Source organism: Boseongicola sp., from assembly GCA_014075275.1.
In the GTDB taxonomy this organism is placed as follows: Bacteria; Pseudomonadota; Alphaproteobacteria; order Rhodobacterales; family Rhodobacteraceae.
This window is the reverse complement of record CP046179.1, coordinates 222,178-237,500: the sequence shown is the minus strand read 5'-3', so window position 1 is coordinate 237,500 and position 15,323 is coordinate 222,178. Positions and strand designations below refer to the sequence as shown.

The window sequence follows — 15,323 nt, the reverse complement described above, 5'->3', positions numbered from 1 at the left end:
CTGAGTTTGCGGCGGGGCAGATCGCGTTTCTCTTCCGCCTCGCCCACTTTTGGCAGGGTAAAGGCGGCCCCTACCCCCAATGTTGCCGAGGCTACGGATATGATCGCCATGATCCCAAGCGGCGAAATGACTTGTGAGCCACTGGTTGCGACAATCGAGCCGGTCATCAGGCCCAGCGCCCAGAAACCGTGGCATCTATTCATGATCAAACGGTCGGACGATTTTTCGACCCGGCCAGCATAAACGTTCAGTGCAATCTCCATGAATGCGATGGCAATGCCAAAGGCGGCCAGCGCGAAGAACAGCATGGTCATGCTTCCAACCGTGATCGGCAGAAGTGACGTCAGGAACTGCAAGGGAAATGCCACCAGGAACAGTTTGCGCACACCGAAGGTTCCAACTGCTTTGCTGGCGAATTGTAGTGTGATCAGCAAAGCAACGGGCGCACCCAAAAGGGCAATAGCCAGTTCAGACTTGGACAATCCGATCGTCTCTTTGACGTATGGGATCAATGCCAGCCACGAACCGATAGCCATCGGTTGCAGAAAGAAAAGCGCCATGATCAAAATGGCGCCGCGGTTCAATTCTTTGGTTTCCATTCGGCGGACCGTAACAGGCCCGCCGATAAGGAAAAGCGGAAAAGTTTACGCGGTGGCGCGTTTTCGAGGCAGCCGAACGCGGGTTGCCAGCAAAGCAAGGATCACGCCCAGATAGATCAGCGGTTCGATCTGAAAGCCTTTGGCAAGCATAACGAAATGCACCGCGCCCAAAATTGCGGTCGCGTAAGTCAACTGATGCAGACGTTTCCACCCTTTGGGGCCGAGCTTGCGGATGGACAGGTTGTTCGATGTGATTGCAAGCGGGATCATCAGGACAAACCCGAGCATACCGATGGTAATGTAGGGGCGTTTGATAATGTCAGCCCAGATCTGGCTGAGGATCTGCACGTCCAGCACCAGCCAGACTAAAAGGTGCAGGAAAACATAGAGGAATGTCACCAGCCCGATTGCGCGGCGAAACTTTACCAGGTTGATCCCGGTGTAGTTCCGAAGCGGTGTGACAGCCAACGTCACGATCAAGAGTTGCAGGGCCAGTTCGCCCATCTTGTGTTCGAGCGCTTTAATAGGCTCGGCCCCAAGGCCACCGGTGACGCCGAGATAGAAGAACCAGACCGGCGGAAAAGTCGCTATTATATAGAGCGGCCATGCGGGCACTTTCGACAAGCGAATGTTTATGTTCTGGGCAAACGTCATGCGCAGCAGCCCTTTCCTTCTTGAATTGGCGGGCACGGGACCGTGCCGTAGGAACACCAGACACAACAATCGCCGGCATTGGGTTTTAGAACTTCGCCGCAATGCGGACAGTCAAAGAAATACTGGCAGGCATCCGTTGGCATTGCTGCCGTGGTCTTGCCGCCGCATTTGGGGCATTCCAATGTGGAGCTGAGTTCAATTTTCACTGTTTGACCTCCGCCAAAGATAAAATGCGAGCCCGATCATCACCAAAGTAAAAGGTATCAGCACGATATCACGGTAAAGGATGGCGGTCAGGCTGGTTGCCCCAGCTGCCCCCAAAGCCAAGGGCAGCAGCGGCGTGACACAACACAATGCGCCGAGTGCCCCAAAGGCACCCGTGATATAGGCCAATGGTCGTGACATCAGAAGTTCTTCGTCAGGTCCATGCCCTTGTATAGGGACGCGACTTCTTTTTCGTAGCCGTTGAACATCGCTGTCGGCACGCGCTTGGCGAAAAGGCCGCCGCCGATTTTGCGTTCGGTTGCCTGGCTCCAACGTGGGTGATCCACATTTGGGTTCACGTTACTGAAGAAGCCATACTCACGCGGGTTTGCCAGTTCCCAGCTGATGGGGGGCTGTTTGTCGGTGAGGGTGATCCGCACAATCGATTTGATCGATTTGAAGCCGTATTTCCAGGGAACCACCAAACGGATGGGCGCGCCGTTCTGATTTGGCAGCGGTTCGTCGTAGATGCCGGTGGACATGAGGGTCAGCGGGTGCATCGCTTCGTTCAGGGTCAGACCTTCGCGATAGGGCCAGTCCAGCACGTTGCGCTTTTGGCCGATCATTTCGCTTGGGCGCACCAGGGTTTCAAAGGCGACATATTTCGCACCTGACTGGACGCCGACGCGTTTCAACAAGTCGCCAAGTTCGAAGCCAACCCAAGGCACGACCATCGACCAAGCCTCGACACAGCGAAAGCGGTAAATGCGCTGTTCAAGGGCCTGGCCTTTCAGGATGTCGTCGAAGCCGTAGTCACCTGGCTTGTCGACCATGCCGTCGATCTTGACGGTCCAGGGGTCGGTTGTCAGGCGGTGGGCATTCTCGGCGGGGTCGCCTTTGCCGGTGCCGAATTCGTAGTAGTTATTGTAGGTGGTGATGTCTTCCCAAGAGTTGGGGTCCAACCCGCGACCGTGCGATGTCTTTTTGGCGCCAAGGCTGGCCATGGCTGGTCCGGCAATTGATCCCAGTGCAAGAGCCCCTGCCCCGGTCATGATCTGGCGACGGTTCAGCCACGCTGACCTTGGTGTGACGTCCGACCACTTCAGATCGCTTTTATATCCATTGGCCATGGGCCACCTCCGTTTTGTCATCTTGGGCATAAGATGCGGTGCCAAGCGCGCCACGGCAATCACCCTCACGAGACTGTGCTTGACCGACATCTCATTGAAACACGGTTACAAAATGGCGGTTAACTCTCACGGGCGATCACAGAAACGTGAGTGGAGAATTTCGAGACGGTTGGCTTAGCGCCGATGGTCCGAAGATCAAGCCCCATTGGTCCGGACTTTCCCTGATCCGATCCCAAAACCTTTCCGTAGACCTCTGCAATGCCAAAGAGCGGCATTTGCTTATAACCTTGGGAGACAAAAATGCTTCGTAACATTCTGATCACATCGGCCGCTGTTGCCGCACTGGCTGCACCGGCTTTTGCCATGGGCGACAAGAAAGACATTGTTGATACGGCGGTTGAAGCCGGATCGTTCCAGACACTGGTCACGGCTGTGAAAGCCGCCGGTCTGGTTGAAACGCTGAAGGGCGATGGCCCGTTCACCGTTTTCGCACCGACCGATGAGACTTTCGCGGCTTTGCCGGAAGGCACCGTCGTTGCCGCCGATATCGATGCATCCAACGGCGTCATCCACGTCATCGACAAAGTGATCCTGCCCGAGGGTTGATCCGAGACTTCAGCCGGAGGCAGGCGTCTCCGGCTTTTCTAATCCCAACGAAAAACTGAAAGAGAGACAGTTATGAACCGCAGATTTGCGCTTAAAACCCTTGCCGGTGCTGCTGCACTTGCATTTGCTGCTGCTTGTGCCCCGATGAACGAGGACCCTGATATCGTCGAAATCGCCGCAGGCAACGACGACTTTTCAACACTTGTGGCCGCTGTATCGGCGGCTGGTCTTGTCGATACGCTGAAAGGTGATGGTCCTTTCACTGTGTTCGCGCCGACGAATGCTGCCTTTGCGGCGCTGCCAGCGGGCACTGTTGAGACGCTTTTGAAGCCCGAAAACAAAGATCAGCTTGTGAAAGTCCTGACCTATCATGTTGTGCCGGGGGCGGTGACCTCGGACCAGCTGGTGGGTCAGCGGTCGAATGTTGCGACGGTTCAGGGCCAGACGGTGCATGTTGACGGCAAAGGCGGCGGCGTGAAGGTCAATTCATCGACGGTGACGACCGCCGATATTGCGGCATCCAATGGTGTGATCCATGTGATCGACACTGTGCTGCTGCCGAAGTGAGTTGCGCCGCCTGACGGCGACGCGACAGGTGGGGGACGCTGTCCCCCACACCCCCTGGAGTATTTTCCCCAGAAAGAAAGGAGATGTCGGGTTAGCTGAAAGCGCCCTGACAGAACCAGCCCGCCGACAGGGACGCGCCGTGGCCGTAATACAGCCAAAGCCGGTCGCCTGAAGATGTGGTGATGCGCCAATAGTCCCGCACGCCGCTGCGCCAATTGGGATCATCCAGCCACCATTCCGGTGAAATCCGTTCCGGACCGAGCGCGGCGCGGGTTTCGAACTGGCGGCCACGCCAGCGAAACTGCGCCGGGATATGGGGGGTATCGGGGGCTGTGACGATATCGGGCGGCCAGATTTCAACCGGGCGCGGTGCGGGCGCGCGCGGCCAGTCCTTGGCCGCTTCGGCCCGGGCGCCGATCCGACCAATCAGATCATCCAGTGCCGCGCCGCCGTTCCGGCGAGCAGCACCGACAGCGGCGGCTTCGGCGTGGCCCCGGTGTTGATGGGCGTGAACCGGTTCGCTGACCAGGGCTTCGAGCCGGATCATATCGATGCCGAAGCCTGCGTCGATCTCGTCCACTTTCATCATCAGCAGGGGGCGGATGCGGTCCGGCGCAGCCGAGGGGCGTGCCAGCCCGACTTCGATGCGCTGCATGGTGTGATCGGCGCGGTGGCATTCCATCCTGAGGCGGCGCACCCCCCGCCCTTTTGCGGTCAGTTTCTCTGACAAGGCCGGAAGCAGCCGATCCAGTGCAGCGGCGATATCGTCACTGAGGCCGATGGGATCCGGCAGGGTCAGGCGCACCGAGAAATGCACCGGGGGACGCACCGGGCTGACGGGTTCAGCTTCGATCCCGAAGGCCTGATCCAACCGGCGCACAAGCTGTTTGCCAAACCGGCGGGCCAGCGCGCCCCGGGGCTGACCCGCCAGATCGCCGATCTGATGCAGCCCCAGGCGGGCGAGGGTCTGGCGGGTATCCTCGTCCAGACGCAGGGCCGCCACCGGCATCCCGGCCAGCACCGTGCGCATCTGTCCCTTGGGCGCGATCCGCCCGGCATAGCTGCCCGGTGCGGTTGCAGCCGGGGGTGGACCGCCGCGTTCCCAATGGCGACGACGCGCAGCGCGCGACCGGGTGGCGTGGGCTTCCTGATCGATATCATCGCCGGAGCGCCCTGCCCGGATGCCCTGCCCGGCGAACCGCGCCAGAGCCCAGGCCGCGCCCACGGTATCCGCCACCCCGACCTGCACCGTCAAACCAAGGGTGGCACAATCGGTTTCAACGAGGTCGATTAGCCCTTCTTCACCGCCGAAAAGATGGGTGCATCCGGTGATGTCGATCACCAGGCTTTCGGGTGGTTCTTCGGAGACCCAGGGGCTGAATTTACCGGCCCAGCGCCGCAGAAGCATCAGAAACCCCGCATCCAGATCGCGGTTGCGCAGTCGGGTTTCCAGAGTCGGGCACATCGCCATGGCATCGCGCAACGCCTGCCCGCGTGTCAGACCGGCGGCTTCGGCTTCGGCCGAGAGCGAGACCAGAACCTGGGCATTATGCGCCTCGCCCACGACGGCGAATGCGCGGGGCGGCAGGCCACGGTTTTGTCGTAGGAACCGCTCGGCCCCCAGCCTGGGAAACCAGAGCGACAGGATGCGGCGGCTTTTCATCGGCAGCGTGTCATGTATTTTCAGATGTTCGCTATTTGTTCTTAATCTACATATCGGCGTGATGCGAGTCGAGTCCCGCTGGACAGACCTTGGGCAGAGACTAGATAAAGGCGCAACCGGAGGATTCCATGCAAAGACTGAAAGCCGCCCTGATAATTACGAGTGTATTGAGTGCCAGTGCGGTCCTGGCCCATAGCGGCGTGAAAGACCACGACGTGATGGCGCGCATGGAGTCCATGAAGATACTTGGCCAAGAAACCAAAGTCCTGGGGCAAATGATGCGCGGGAAGACCTCTTTCGACGTCGCAACGGCGCGCGCGGCAATGGACGCCCTGATTTTGGAAGCGGGCGAGACCGAAGCCCTGTTCAAGCCCCGGTCCGATGATCCAAAGTCAGAGGCCCTGCCGACGATCTGGACGGAGCCCGACAGATTTGCCGATCAGCTCGACGCTATGAATGCGGTTCTTGCAGGAGCAGACGTCAGCACACCGGACCAGTTGGAGCAAAGCCTGCGCCGGATAAGCGCAAGCTGCTCGGCCTGCCACAAGGAATTTCGCGAGTAATCTATCCGCAATAGACCCGGCCAATCAGGCCTTCGGCGTTGTAAACGATATTCGTGCGCTGGGGCAGGTATTCCTGGGTAACGATGTCTGTTTGACCAAAGACCCGCAGGCTTTCGCTGGATGGCAGGAACGCATCGGCGACAGGGGTGCCGATCAGTTGCCGATAGCCAACCGCATCGCATTCTTCCAATTCGGGCGGAATGTCTTCTTCGAAGGGTTCATCCAGAAGGGGGTCGTCTGCCAGGGGTTCTTCAACCTCGGGAACGGGCGTGCAGCCTGCCAATACGACCGCCAAAACCGATAAACGCAAAATCATTCCTGTCACGGCGTCCTCCTGCCATATGATTCCCATTGATTTCGCTCTTATCGTGCAGCAGGGTCAAGCCGACAATACATTAAGGGAGGGTCCCCCAATTATGCGCACACGTGCTGCCGTTGCCGTCGAGGCCGGAAAACCGCTTGAGATTATGGACGTAAATCTGGACGGGCCGCGCGCCGGCGAGGTTCTGGTCGAGATCAAAGCCACAGGCATTTGCCACACCGATGAATTTACGCTTTCGGGCGCCGATCCCGAGGGATTGTTTCCGGCAATTCTGGGCCATGAGGGCGCAGGCGTTGTCATGGAAGTTGGCGAAGGTGTCACCAGTCTGAAGCCTGGCGATCATGTGATTCCGCTTTATACGCCCGAGTGTCGTGAATGCGATTATTGCCTGCATCCAAAGACCAATCTGTGTCAGGCGATCCGCTCGACCCAAGGCCAGGGACTGATGCCTGACGGCTCGTCGCGGTTTTCGACTTTGGACGGCGATCCGATCCTTCATTATATGGGCTGCTCGACGTTTTCGAACCATACGGTTCTGCCTGAGATTGCCCTGGCGAAGGTGCGTGAAGACGCGCCGTTTGATAAGATTTGCTACATTGGGTGTGGCGTGACCACCGGCATTGGTGCTGTGATCAATACCGCCAAGGTCGAGATCGGTTCGCGCTGCATTGTCTTCGGACTTGGCGGCATTGGACTGAACGTCATTCAGGGTCTGCGTCTGGCAGGCGCCGATCAGATTGTCGGTGTGGATATCAATCCGGGCCGCAAGGCAATGGCCGAGAAATTCGGCATGACCGACTTTGTGAACTCGACTGAAGTCGAGGGGGATCTGGTGCCCTATCTGGTGGATCTGACCAAGGGCGGCGCGGATTACACCTTTGATGCCACCGGCAATGTCAGCGTCATGCGGGCTGCGCTGGAATCCGCGCATAAAGGCTGGGGCGAGAGCATTATTATTGGTGTAGCGCCTGCGGGGGCTGAAATTTCGACCCGTCCGTTCCAACTGGTGACCGGGCGCAGCTGGCGCGGCACTGCTTTTGGTGGTGCGCGTGGACGCACGGATGTTCCAAAAATCGTGGACTGGTATATGGACGGCAAGATCGAGATCGATCCGATGATCACCCACACGCTGGCACTGGATGACATCAACCAGGGCTTCGATCTGATGCATGCCGGTGAGTCTATTCGGAGTGTTGTGGTTTATTGAGATTTCGCCGCGCCTTCGCGCGTCGAGGTCGGTGGGGGCGCTGCCCCCACACCCCCGAAAGTATTTTCCGACAGAAGAAACACAATTTTAATCAAATTGTGGGCTTTTACGTCATGCGGAACAGGCGGAAGCGCCGATGACCGCGACAGAAGAAGCCTCCCGGTTTGAACACCGGGAGGTGGTTCTGCTTCTTCTTCTGTCCCAAAATACTTCCGCCGGAGGCACCGCGACGGCGAAGCCGGCGCAAAACCTCATATGCGCCGACAGGCGCTCAATTCTTTGAAAATCAGGCGGGCTGATCCTTGTCGTAGGCTTCGATAATACGCGCGACCAATGGATGACGGACCACATCCTTGGCGGTGAAATAGTTGAACCCGATGGTGTCGATGCCACCAAGCAGCCGCTCGGCATCTGCTAACCCAGACGGTACCCCGCGCGGCAAATCGACTTGCGTGCGGTCGCCCGTAATCACCATGCGGCTGCCCTCGCCCAGACGGGTCAGGAACATTTTCATCTGCATGGTGGTGGCGTTTTGTGCCTCGTCCAAGACAACAAATGCATTCGACAAAGTGCGCCCACGCATAAAGGCAAGGGGTGCAATCTCGATCCGCTTTTCTTCAATCAGCTTGGCCGCCTGTTTGCCGGGCAAGAAATCATTCAGCGCGTCGTAAAGCGGCTGCATATAGGGGTCGACTTTGTCTTTCATGTCTCCCGGCAAAAACCCAAGGCGTTCGCCTGCTTCAACGGCTGGGCGGCTGAGGATGATCCGGTCGACATGGCCACCCAGAAACATATTCACCCCGACGGCCACCGCCAGATAGGTTTTACCCGTGCCAGCGGGCCCGATGCCAAAAGCAAGTTCCTGTTCAAAAAGCGAGCGGACATAGGCTTTTTGCGCGTCGGTGCGCGGCTCAATCAGTTTCTTGCGGGTTTTGATCTCAATCCGACCGCCCTGAAATAACTCCATCTGATCGCCCGAGCGCTCGTCGCCATCATCGGCCGCCGGACCCATCCGAATCTCGGCGTCAATATCGCCGGGTGTCAGGTCGCGCCCTGCTTCCAAACGCAGATAAAGGGCATTCAAAACGTCGCCAGCCTTTTGGCGGGCTTCTGCGTCGCCAAACACGGCCAATTGGTTGCCCTGATGCACAATCTGCACATCCAGGGCCGCCTCTATCTGGCTGAGGTTCCTGTTGAACTCGCCAAAAAGGTCGATCAGCAGGCGGTTGTCGGGAAATTCTAGCCGGGTCTCGGTTGTGCCGTCCGGCTGGTCTGGCTGGGTTAACGCACGAATTGCCAAATAAAGGAACTCCGGTGATTGGGACCACTACGTCCTTTGATGCTGCCAAGCCTTTGCGCCGCTTGCAAGCATATCTCGGCAATATTTACGAAAACGTCACGAAATGTAGTGGCCGACACCGGTATTTGAGTGAGTGGAGGCCGCCATTTGCCGGCAACCTACTCTCAAATTGCCTTACGAAGAACTACAGCTCATCTGACCCAGATCATTGATGGTGCAACCGGCTGGAAGCGTATTGGTTGTCAACTCGATCTCTAGATTGTCCTGGCCGTCGTCGGCATCGTCGTCGCCCGCACCTACAAGGGTAATGCTTGAATGGGCCGCGCTCTTTTGCATGGTTTTACCGATGGAATTGCCGCTCATTTCAAAGGTCGACGCCAAACCTGTGCCGATCCCTGCCATCATCAAAGCACCAACGACCAAATCGACGGAAACAGCGCCATCTTCATCTGCAACGAAATCACGCGCAGTTGTTGCAACAAAAGATTTGAAAGAATTTGAAAGGATGTAGGACAATGACACACTCGCAGAACAATTATCACAACGCCTCACACCCAAATTCAACATAGACCAATTCCCTCAAATATGAAAATTTTCGGCAAAATTGGGCCAAACCTGTGGTCGATTGGGCGGATTTCGGGCGACAAAAAGGCAGTTCGAAGGGATTTGTTGCGGCACAAAAAACAACCGCGACCCAGCGTTCATGCCGAATCGCGGTGTCTGTTCATCTTCTGGTTAAGAGATTGAAGCCCGTGCGCCGACGAACCGTCAGCTTAATTTTGATTGCAAACCAGTTTATTTGAGCCGTTCACAAAGCAACCTGCCGGAACAGTGTCACCTCCACCGGTGTCTCCACCAGTATCACCGCCCGATGTATCCGCGGCGACCAATACAATGCTTGAGCTGGTCGCGCTTGACTGCATCGTTTTGCCGATTGAGTTGCCACTGGTTTCCATCGTCGCAACCAGAGCTGTGCCCAGTCCTGCGCAGACAAGGGCAACGGACATCAGATCAACGGTTGCAGCACCACATTGATCGCCAAGGAAACGGCGAACCAAGTTGAATGGCTTATTGGCATCAACGGCCGTGCTCTGATCTAGCTTCAGCATGAAAATCGTCCTTACTTCCATCGGACCCACCGACTCTTACTGAGAGTTTTAGGGGCGAACCAAGTTAGGATCGGGTTCAAAATGGTTTAAATTTAAGGCAACAACTGCTGATCTGGAAACAATGACGACTGTCCAGCGTCATTTACTCGTTGTTCATCCATGATCCACGTTGACTGCGAATGAACCGCGGAACTGGTGCGTTCTGAGCTATCATTCACCTTTTTGGTTGACTGATAGCGAATCCCTTGCTAATTCACCCAAATGGTTGAACGAGAAACCGATATCGATCTAACGGCTATTCTGAAAGCTGCTGCTGATCCGACCCGCCGGTCCATTCTGACGCTTCTGGCGCAGCACGGGCCTATGCGTGTCACCGATCTGGCGCAGAGGTATGACATGAGCCTGAATTCGGTATCGAAACATATAAAAACGCTGGAAAACGCCAGCCTTGTCAGCCGCAGAACTGAATGGCGGGAACACCTGATCGAGCTCAAACCCGAACGCCTTGCCCTTGTCGACCAATGGTTCACCGACCTTCGGTCTATCTGGGACATGCGCCTTGAAGCCCTTGAAACCTTGATGACAAAGGACATTCGCAATGACTGACACTGCAACCGAACTTCAATTGGAAACTTCGCGCGTTATCAACGCCCCTAAAGAAGCCTTATTCGACGCCTGGCTGAATCCCGAATTGCTGGCCCGGTTCATGACCCCCGGGCCCGGCATGACCGTTCCAGAAGCGAAGACCGACCCCCGCGAGGGCGGTGATTTTCTGGTCGTTATGCGTGCCGGAGATCAGGATTTGCCGCACACCGGCACTTATCGCACAATTGATCGGGCCAATCGTTTGGCGTTTACATGGAAATCACCGTTTTCCAGTCTGGAAGACAGTGTCGTGACCATCGATTTTGCCGAAGCTGACGGCGGCACCGAGGTCAAACTAAGTCACTTACGCTTTGAGAGCGAAGAAAGCCGTGACAACCACAAAGGCGGCTGGGGTGCTATCCTCGAGGCGCTTGAAAACGCAATGTGAGGGAAAACTATGGAAGCTGAAGCACTGAATATCCCGGCTGTCATTGCCGGTGCCGTGGCCGCCTTTATCTTTGGATGGATCATCTACCATCCCAAAGTTCTGGGTAAAACCTGGGCCGAAGGATCGGGCGTTGACCTTGGCGGGTCGCCTCCTGCGATGGCCTTTGTTGCCCAAATACTCGGGTTGATTTCGTTGGCCATTGTCGTTGGCGTGACGGCGACGGTCAGCTTCCTTGGCACCGCCCTGCTGGCGATCCTGGCCTGTGCGATGTTTGTCGTATCAGGGGGCGCATTTCTGAAGAAATCAACCGGCGCGTTGGTGACTGACGGCGTCTACGTGATTGGCGCAGGCGCGCTGATGATCGTCGCTCAGGGTCTGCTATAATCCAGGAAAAGCCAGCGCGTTCAGCGCGCTGGCCCTACAACTTCACCTGCCAGTGAGTTGGAACTACTTTCGACAATACGCACCTTGGCGATATCGCCGCGTTGAACGGCGTCAGAGGTGACATGCACGGCATGCAGATAGTCCGATTTCCCGACCATCTGCCCCTCCATCCGACCCGTCTTTTCAAACAGAACCTCGACATCGCGCCCGACCATAGCATCCTGCGCGGCGCGTTGTTGCGTGCTGAGTAATGACTGAAGGCGCTGCAGACGTTCGTGTTTCACGGCTTCTTCGACCTGCGCGCGTTCTGCCGCTGGCGTTCCGGGGCGTTCCGAATATTTGAAGCTATAGGCCTGCCCGTAGTTCACTTCTTCGATCAGGGCCATGGTTGCGGCAAAGTCTTCTTCCGTCTCGCCGGGGAATCCGACAATGAAATCGCCCGACAGCAAAAGATCGGGACGGGCCGCGCGAATACGCTCGATTAGTCTGATATATTCTTCGGCGGTGTGTTTGCGGTTCATCGCCTTTAACACCTTATCCGATCCGGCCTGAACCGGCAGATGCAGATAGGGCATCAGTTTTTCAATTTCGCCATGGGCCGCAATCAGGGCATCATCCATGTCATTGGGATGACTGGTGGTGAAGCGAATGCGCTCGAGCCCATCAATACCGGCCAATTCACGGATCAGCCCGGCCAGCCCGCCGTCATGGCCGTGATAGGCATTCACGTTCTGGCCCAGCAAAGTCACCTCGCGGACGCCGCGCTCTACCAGATCGCGTGCCTCGGTCATGATACGGTTTGCGGGGCGGCTGACTTCGGCACCGCGCGTATAGGGCACCACACAGAAGGCACAAAACTTGTCGCAACCTTCCTGAACCGTCAGAAATGCCGTTGGTCCGCGCTTGGATTTAGGGCGCGAGGCCAGATGTTCGAACTTATCCTCTTCGGGAAACTCGGTGTCCAAAGCCCGTTCACCACCCTGGATTTTGGTCTCCATTTCAGGCAGGCGGTGATAACTTTGTGGTCCCACCACCAGATCAACCATCGGCTGGCGGGCGACGATCTCGGCGCCTTCGGCCTGGGCAACACAGCCCGCGACACCGATTTTCAGGTCTGGATTTGCGTCCTTCAACGGGCGAAATCGCCCTAGTTCCGAATAGATCTTTTCCGCAGCTTTCTCGCGAATATGACAGGTATTCAATAGGATCATATCGGCATCATCTGCCGTCTCGGTCGACACATACCCCTGCCCGCCCAGCGCTTCGGCCATGCGTTCGCTGTCATAGACGTTCATCTGACAACCGTAGGTCTTGATATAAAGCTTCTTGGGCGCGGCCATAACGGATCAACCTGTCATTCGGATCATCGCGCGTCCTACACGGGCGTGCACGTCTTGCCAAGGCTTCGAAGGCCGTGCGATGGTCGCCGAAATCGACGAAAAGCAGAAAACCAGCCGTGCAGTTCAAAGGCGTCACACAGGCAGCGTCAGACGACGCGATCAAAAAGGCCAAAGGTCCGGTCGCGATCATCATCGCCGAGGACGAGGTCGAGGTTGATACGACCATACGCCACCACGCTTATTTGGGGTTTCGCACGATCTTTCTGATCGCGCCGCCGGAACTGTCGATTCCGAAATCGGTGCGCGACATGGTGATCCGCATCGACTGTGCAACGCGCGACGCAGGAACGACGGAAAAGTCGGTCAACACAATTGCTGCCGCGCTGCCCGAGAACACTTGGCTATATTACTGCTATAACGCCGAATATCTGTTCTTTCCCTATTCAGAGACGCGCAGTATCGGCGAGATGTTGACGTTCCATGCAGAAGAACGCCGCCGTTCAATGTTGACCTATGTTGTCGATGTTTACGCTGGCGATCTTGAATTTGCCCAGAACGCAGTTTCTCTCGAAGACGCACATTTGGACCGTTCGGGCTATTACGCGTTGGCGCGTCAAAACGGTGATGGAGCGCCAAAAGACCGGCAATTGGATTTCTACGGCGGCCTTCGGTGGCGATTTGAAGAACACATCGGTGAAGAGCGTCGGCGTATCGATCGGATCGCCCTGGTGCGCACGCATTCAGGTGTCAAACTCAAATCCGATCACACCTGGTCAGATGAAGAACTAAACACCTATTCCTGCCCCTGGCATCACAATCTGACCGCCGCCATCGTGTCATTTCGCACGGCCAAGGCTCTGCGAACCAACCCCGCGAGTCGTTTCGAAATCGACACGTTTCGCTGGTATAACTCGACCGAATTCGAGTGGCATTCGCAACAATTGCTGGAGTTGGGTCTGATGGAGCCCGGCCAGTGGTTCTAGCGCTCGCGCGTGCGGACGACCTCGTCAAATCGATCCAGTGGTAACACCGGTTCAAGCACTGCGCGCAGTTCGGCGCGTCGGGGATGGTGTGGATTGGCAAATGTGAAACACAAGTAATCTTCGATAATCGCTGCCTGCTGCTCGTAGCCAAACCGGTAGAACAACTCGTGCGCTCCGCTGGCTGAAAAGTAGGGATCGGCCAGACGGACGCTCTCCATTATTGCCCGAAATGCCGAATATCCGGTGGTTTCACGGTTCTGCCATTGCCAGACATGCGCCAACTCGTGGGCAAAGATCAGTGTCTGCGGGAACCGCCGTGCCTTTGGCCAGCCAAGTGCCATGTCATCAGAATAAAGGCCCGGATCAAAATGCAGCCCGTTTCTGAGTGCAAAAGCCTGCGGTGGTTGCGCCCCGCGCGGCTGTGGTGTGCGCACACAGGCTTTATCGGTTCCGACAAGTACGCGAACGCCGGTTTTCTTCAACTTTGGTGGCGGTAAGATGCCAAGGCCCAAACTGACGCGAACGTTTGAAGTGTCCAGCGAGGGACCATACAGATCTTCGGCAAAGGCGACTTCGTTTTCGGTCAGCGGGCGCGAACATGCGGCCAGAACCAGCAACAGACACAAAAGTATCCGCATTACAGCATCGACGGTACAACCTGGTCCGGTGGGCGGTGCTCATCGGCGAAGGTTTTGATATTTATGATAACTTTCTCGCCCATCTCGACGCGGCCTTCCACGGTCGCCGATCCCATATGCGGCAACAGAACCACGTTTTTCAACTCGCGCAGGCGTGGATTGACGTCGTGACCGTGTTCGAAAACATCAAGCCCCGCACCGGCAATTTCGCCCGCACGCAGCATCCGCGTCAGGGCGTTTTCGTCGATCACTTCGCCACGCGATGTGTTCACGATCACCGCCGACGGTTTCATCAGTTTCAATCGGCGTGCGTTCATCAGATGAAAAGTCGACGGCGTGTGCGGGCAATTTATCGACAGGATATCGACCCGGCTAACCATCTGATCCAGACTTTCCCAATAATTCGCCTGCAACTCTTCTTCGGTCTCGGTCCGCAGCTTGCGGCGATTGTGGTAATGGACCTGCATTCCAAACGCCGAAGCGCGTCGCGCCACTGCCTGCCCGATCCGACCCATGCCCAGAATGCCCAATCGGCGGCCACTTAGCCGCCCACCCAGCAAGGCAGTCGGCGACCAGCCATCCCATTCGCCCTTTTGCATGACCGACAGACCTTCGGGGATGCGACGGGTCACTGCAAGGATAAGCGCCAAGGCCATATCAGCAGTGTCATCAGTCACAACACCCGGCGTGTTCGAAACCAGAATGCCCCGCTGTCGCGCGGTCTGCACATCGATGTGGTCGACGCCCGCGCCGAAATTCGCGATCAGCTTAAGACGATCCCCCGCTTGCGACAGCAGCGGCGCATCAATCTGATCGGTCAGTGAAGGAACAAGAATGTCAGCGTCCTGAACCGCCGCGATCAGTTCGTCGCGCGACATCTCATTGTCATCAGGATTAAGTCGGACATCAAATAACTCGGACATCCGCGTTTCGACCGCCTCTGGTAACCGACGCGTGACGACAACACTCAGGCGCGTGTAAGGCATTTCGACATCCCCGACCATTTTTTACGTGCGAACTT

General features: G+C 56.9%; 22 protein-coding genes (1 of these 22 running past the window's edge). 8 read left to right on the top strand and 14 right to left on the bottom strand.

Features of this window, described 5'->3' with window-relative positions; genetic code table 11:
• From GKR98_01330 to GKR98_01305, 6 genes are all read right to left on the bottom strand, one after another.
• Nucleotides 1-599 carry the 5' portion of an MFS transporter gene (locus GKR98_01330; protein QMU56966.1) on the bottom strand. It extends 559 nt beyond the left edge of the window, so 599 of the gene's 1,158 nt are visible here — the first part of the coding sequence; its start codon is at nt 597-599; its stop codon lies beyond the left edge, outside the window.
• 45 nt (nt 600-644) lie between these two features.
• A complete protein-coding gene (gene msrQ, locus GKR98_01325; protein QMU56965.1) occupies nt 645-1,253 on the bottom strand; it encodes a protein-methionine-sulfoxide reductase heme-binding subunit MsrQ in 609 nt (202 codons plus the stop codon).
• Nucleotides 1,250-1,453 (bottom strand): hypothetical protein, encoded by a 204-nt coding sequence (locus tag GKR98_01320; protein ID QMU59929.1) that lies wholly within the window; start codon nt 1,451-1,453, stop codon nt 1,250-1,252. Before GKR98_01320 ends, msrQ begins: the two co-directional genes overlap by 4 nt.
• Nucleotides 1,449-1,658, bottom strand: a complete 210-nt coding sequence (locus tag GKR98_01315) for a mercury transporter (GenBank protein QMU56964.1) — start codon at nt 1,656-1,658, stop codon at nt 1,449-1,451. Before GKR98_01315 ends, GKR98_01320 begins: the two co-directional genes overlap by 5 nt.
• A complete protein-coding gene (gene msrP / locus GKR98_01310) occupies nt 1,658-2,587 on the bottom strand; it encodes a protein-methionine-sulfoxide reductase catalytic subunit MsrP (GenBank protein ID QMU56963.1) in 930 nt (309 codons plus the stop codon). The genes GKR98_01315 and msrP overlap by 1 nt, the downstream gene beginning before the upstream one ends.
• Before the next feature lie 119 nt (nt 2,588-2,706).
• Nucleotides 2,707-2,901, bottom strand: a complete 195-nt coding sequence (locus GKR98_01305) for a hypothetical protein (protein QMU56962.1) — start codon at nt 2,899-2,901, stop codon at nt 2,707-2,709.
• Here GKR98_01305 and GKR98_01300 point away from each other — a divergent pair.
• Together GKR98_01300 and GKR98_01295 are read left to right on the top strand one after the other, a co-directional pair.
• The gene (locus GKR98_01300; protein ID QMU56961.1) at nt 2,888-3,193 is read left to right on the top strand and encodes a hypothetical protein; all 306 of its coding nucleotides are present in this window, start codon (nt 2,888-2,890) and stop codon (nt 3,191-3,193) included. The two genes, GKR98_01305 and GKR98_01300, sit on opposite strands and share 14 nt — an antisense overlap.
• 72 nt (nt 3,194-3,265) lie before the next feature.
• The gene (locus GKR98_01295) at nt 3,266-3,760 is read left to right on the top strand and encodes a fasciclin domain-containing protein (GenBank protein ID QMU56960.1); all 495 of its coding nucleotides are present in this window, start codon (nt 3,266-3,268) and stop codon (nt 3,758-3,760) included.
• Between the two features lie 91 nt (nt 3,761-3,851).
• Here the strand turns inward: GKR98_01295 and GKR98_01290 are convergent, their stop codons facing one another.
• Nucleotides 3,852-5,423, bottom strand: coding sequence for a DNA polymerase Y family protein (locus GKR98_01290; GenBank protein QMU56959.1), 1,572 nt, complete (start codon nt 5,421-5,423; stop codon nt 3,852-3,854).
• Nucleotides 5,424-5,551: 128 nt separating this feature from the next.
• Between GKR98_01290 and GKR98_01285 the strand changes: the two genes are divergently transcribed.
• Nucleotides 5,552-5,986 carry a cytochrome c gene (locus GKR98_01285; GenBank protein QMU56958.1) on the top strand — a complete coding sequence of 145 codons (435 nt, stop codon included), beginning with the start codon at nt 5,552-5,554 and terminating at the stop codon, nt 5,984-5,986.
• A gap of 1 nt (nt 5,987) precedes the next feature.
• On the opposite strand, the gene GKR98_01280 is transcribed toward GKR98_01285, so the two are convergent.
• The gene (locus GKR98_01280; GenBank protein ID QMU56957.1) at nt 5,988-6,338 is read right to left on the bottom strand and encodes a hypothetical protein; all 351 of its coding nucleotides are present in this window, start codon (nt 6,336-6,338) and stop codon (nt 5,988-5,990) included.
• Nucleotides 6,339-6,402: 64 nt separating this feature from the next.
• Here GKR98_01280 and GKR98_01275 point away from each other — a divergent pair, with 64 nt between their 5' ends.
• The gene (locus GKR98_01275) at nt 6,403-7,515 is read left to right on the top strand and encodes an S-(hydroxymethyl)glutathione dehydrogenase/class III alcohol dehydrogenase (protein ID QMU56956.1); all 1,113 of its coding nucleotides are present in this window, start codon (nt 6,403-6,405) and stop codon (nt 7,513-7,515) included.
• 286 nt (nt 7,516-7,801) lie between these two features.
• On the opposite strand, the gene GKR98_01270 is transcribed toward GKR98_01275, so the two are convergent.
• From GKR98_01270 to GKR98_01260, 3 genes are all read right to left on the bottom strand, one after another.
• Complete coding sequence (locus tag GKR98_01270) at nt 7,802-8,815, bottom strand: AAA family ATPase (GenBank protein ID QMU56955.1); 1,014 nt, start codon at nt 8,813-8,815, stop codon at nt 7,802-7,804.
• Nucleotides 8,816-8,989: 174 nt separating this feature from the next.
• Nucleotides 8,990-9,331: a hypothetical protein gene (locus GKR98_01265; protein QMU56954.1), complete on the bottom strand. Its 342-nt coding sequence runs from the start codon at nt 9,329-9,331 to the stop codon at nt 8,990-8,992.
• Nucleotides 9,332-9,588: 257 nt separating this feature from the next.
• Nucleotides 9,589-9,924, bottom strand: coding sequence for a hypothetical protein (locus GKR98_01260; GenBank protein QMU56953.1), 336 nt, complete (start codon nt 9,922-9,924; stop codon nt 9,589-9,591).
• Between the two features lie 261 nt (nt 9,925-10,185).
• Here GKR98_01260 and GKR98_01255 point away from each other — a divergent pair, with 261 nt between their 5' ends.
• From GKR98_01255 to GKR98_01245, 3 genes are read left to right on the top strand one after another with little or no spacing between them, the layout of a single operon-like run.
• The gene (locus GKR98_01255; protein QMU56952.1) at nt 10,186-10,530 is read left to right on the top strand and encodes a metalloregulator ArsR/SmtB family transcription factor; all 345 of its coding nucleotides are present in this window, start codon (nt 10,186-10,188) and stop codon (nt 10,528-10,530) included.
• Nucleotides 10,523-10,957, top strand: coding sequence for an SRPBCC domain-containing protein (locus GKR98_01250; protein QMU56951.1), 435 nt, complete (start codon nt 10,523-10,525; stop codon nt 10,955-10,957). The genes GKR98_01255 and GKR98_01250 overlap by 8 nt, the downstream gene beginning before the upstream one ends.
• 9 nt (nt 10,958-10,966) lie before the next feature.
• Nucleotides 10,967-11,341, top strand: a complete 375-nt coding sequence (locus GKR98_01245; GenBank protein ID QMU56950.1) for a DUF1761 family protein — start codon at nt 10,967-10,969, stop codon at nt 11,339-11,341.
• 20 nt (nt 11,342-11,361) lie between these two features.
• Here GKR98_01245 and miaB read toward each other — a convergent pair whose 3' ends face one another.
• Nucleotides 11,362-12,681, bottom strand: coding sequence for a tRNA (N6-isopentenyl adenosine(37)-C2)-methylthiotransferase MiaB (gene miaB / locus GKR98_01240; GenBank protein ID QMU56949.1), 1,320 nt, complete (start codon nt 12,679-12,681; stop codon nt 11,362-11,364).
• A 116-nt stretch (nt 12,682-12,797) separates the two neighbouring features.
• Here miaB and GKR98_01235 point away from each other — a divergent pair, with 116 nt between their 5' ends.
• The gene (locus tag GKR98_01235) at nt 12,798-13,664 is read left to right on the top strand and encodes a hypothetical protein (GenBank protein ID QMU56948.1); all 867 of its coding nucleotides are present in this window, start codon (nt 12,798-12,800) and stop codon (nt 13,662-13,664) included.
• On the opposite strand, the gene GKR98_01230 is transcribed toward GKR98_01235, so the two are convergent.
• Both GKR98_01230 and GKR98_01225 read right to left on the bottom strand, forming a co-directional pair.
• Nucleotides 13,661-14,302, bottom strand: coding sequence for a hypothetical protein (locus GKR98_01230; protein QMU56947.1), 642 nt, complete (start codon nt 14,300-14,302; stop codon nt 13,661-13,663). The genes GKR98_01235 and GKR98_01230 overlap by 4 nt on opposite strands.
• On the bottom strand, nt 14,302-15,288 hold the full coding sequence (locus tag GKR98_01225) for a D-glycerate dehydrogenase (protein ID QMU56946.1): 987 nt from the start codon (nt 15,286-15,288) through the stop codon (nt 14,302-14,304). Before GKR98_01225 ends, GKR98_01230 begins: the two co-directional genes overlap by 1 nt.
• Nucleotides 15,289-15,323: the final 35 nt, after the last annotated feature.